The 2,044-nt window shown below is 75.7% G+C and carries 3 protein-coding genes and 1 pseudogene; 3 read left to right on the top strand and 1 reads right to left on the bottom strand.

Annotation, left to right across the window (positions count from 1 at the left end; all coding sequences use genetic code 11):
• The 3 genes from EAO71_RS37095 to EAO71_RS37085 form a co-directional block, all read left to right on the top strand.
• Positions 1–202 (top strand): substrate-binding domain-containing protein (locus EAO71_RS37095; protein WP_187282994.1); only part of this gene is annotated, 202 nt, incomplete at its 5' end.
• 323 nt (positions 203–525) lie between these two features.
• Entirely contained in the window at positions 526–723 is a 198-nt protein-coding gene (locus tag EAO71_RS37090) for a hypothetical protein (RefSeq protein WP_147982178.1), read from the top strand.
• 78 nt (positions 724–801) lie between these two features.
• The gene (locus EAO71_RS37085; protein ID WP_147982177.1) at positions 802–1,566 is read left to right on the top strand and encodes an NAD(P)-binding domain-containing protein; all 765 of its coding nucleotides are present in this window, start codon (positions 802–804) and stop codon (positions 1,564–1,566) included.
• A gap of 140 nt (positions 1,567–1,706) precedes the next feature.
• On the opposite strand, the pseudogene EAO71_RS37080 reads toward EAO71_RS37085, so the two are convergent.
• Positions 1,707–1,979, bottom strand: a pseudogene (locus EAO71_RS37080) (substrate-binding domain-containing protein); the annotation flags it as partial.
• Positions 1,980–2,044: the final 65 nt, after the last annotated feature.

Genomic DNA, 2,044 nt, shown 5'->3' with positions numbered 1-2,044 from the left:
GGCCCTGGTCGGGTTCGACGACATCGAACTGGCCGACCTGCTCGGCATCACCGTGATCGCCCAGGACGCCGCCGCGCTGGGCCGTACGGCCGCGGAGCGGCTCTTCCGCCGCCTGGACGGCGTCGAGGAGGCGCCGGCCCAGGTGGTGCTGCGGACGACGCTGATCGCGCGCGGCTCGGGAGAGGTCCCGCCGCCGGCGTAGCCCGCGACGGGCCGGGACCAGGGTCCGGCAGCCCGGCCGCCAAGGCGCCCACGTCCGGCGGAGGTTCGGCGGCGGGCGGTTCCGCCGCCGGGGCGGCGACGGCCGGCGGCGGCGGTTCCGACCCCTCCGCGGCGGCCGGCGGCGGGGGAGCTTCCGGTACGGCGGAAGGCGCCGGAACGCGCGGCGGAGCGACCGGCACCACGACCACTTCCGGCGGCACGGGATCCCCGTCACCGGACGCCGCCGGGTGCACCGCCGCCGGCTCGTCGGCCAGCTGCCAGGTCCTGCACCCGGCGACGACCACCCGCTACGACGGCGGCGAGATGGGCACGGTCGGCGCCGGCCGGCACACCTTCTTCTGCCAGGTCGACCTGGACCGCAGCGCTTCGTACGCCGGACAGAGCAGCCGCTGGTGGGCCCGGACCGACGACGACAGCGGCAACACCAACGTGTACGTGAGCGTCGCCTATCTGCGGGGGAGCGCGGGCGGAGCGCCCGTGCCGGGCCTGCGCGTCTGCTGACGCCGACGGGCCCGGCCCGGCGTCGGGAACCCGGAACGACACCGTCCATGACCACCGCGCGGCAGGGAGGAAGCCACAGTGGAACGCATCGGCATCATCGGAGTGGGAGAGATCGCCCGGGCCCTCGTGGCGGGTCTGTACGACGGGGGCGACACGTCGCCGGAGGTGTTCCTTTCCCCGCGGGGAGCCCACGCCGCGGCGGAGCTGTCCGCACGGCACGAGAACGTCCGGGTCTGCGCCGACAACCAGGAGGTGGTGGACCGCTCCGAGCTGGTGATCATCGCCGTGCGGCGCCAGGACCGCCACGGCGCACTCGCCGGTCTGAGGGTGGACGACGACAAGATCGTGGTCAATGTGATGGCCGGCGTCGGCAGCGACGACCTGCGCCGGACACTCGCCACCGACGCCCCGCTGGTCCGGGCCATTCCCCTGCCCGCCGTACGGGAGCGCCGCTCCGTCACGGTGACGTGCCCGTCGCACCCGGCGGTGGACTCCCTCTTCACGTACCTGGGCGGGGTGCTGCCGGTCGCGGACGAGGCGGCCTTCGACGTCCTCTCCGCCCTGACGGGGACGCTGACCACCCACTACTCGTACCTCGCCACGCTCACGTCGTGGGCGGCCGGTCAGGGCATCGACCCCGACGACGCCGACCGCTACGTGCGCGGACTCTTCCAGGGCGTCGGCCGCACCCTGGGCGACCAGACCCGCTCCCTGGACCGGCTCGCCGCCGACCACGAGACCCCGAACGGGAGCAACGAACGCATCCGCACCACCTGGTTCGGCCCGGCCAACGCGGCGGCCCTCCGCAAGGCCCTCGACGACCTCCTCGCCGACCTCAGGTGATCCGGGCACGCGGGCTCGCGCCCGGTGCGGCCGGGTCCCGGACGTGCGCGCGCGTCGCGCGGCCGGCCGTGGGGCGCCGCCGGAGCCGGGGCGGTGCGGCCGGGCGGTCTCGCCGGACCCTGGTCCCGGCCCGTCGCGGGCTACGCCGGCGGCGGGACCTCTCCCGAGCCGCGCGCGATCAGCGTCGTCCGCAGCACCACCTGGGCCGGCGCCTCCTCGACGCCGTCCAGGCGGCGGAAGAGCCGCTCCGCGGCCGTACGGCCCAGCGCGGCGGCGTCCTGGGCGATCACGGTGATGCCGAGCAGGTCGGCCAGTTCGATGTCGTCGAACCCGACCAGGGCCACCGGGTGTTCGCGCCCCGCCAGCGTCCGTACCGCGGTGACTCGATGTCGTCGAACCCGACCAGGGCCACCGGGTGTTCGCGCCCCGCCAGCGTCCGTACCGCGGTGACCGTGACGCGGTTGTTCCCCGCGAAGAG

Origin of the sequence: Streptomyces sp. MS191, assembly GCF_008042125.1 — a bacterium.
Taxonomy (GTDB): Bacteria; Actinomycetota; Actinomycetes; order Streptomycetales; family Streptomycetaceae; genus Streptomyces.
Note: the sequence above shows the minus strand (reverse complement) of the source record. Positions and strands in the feature narration are given on the sequence as shown.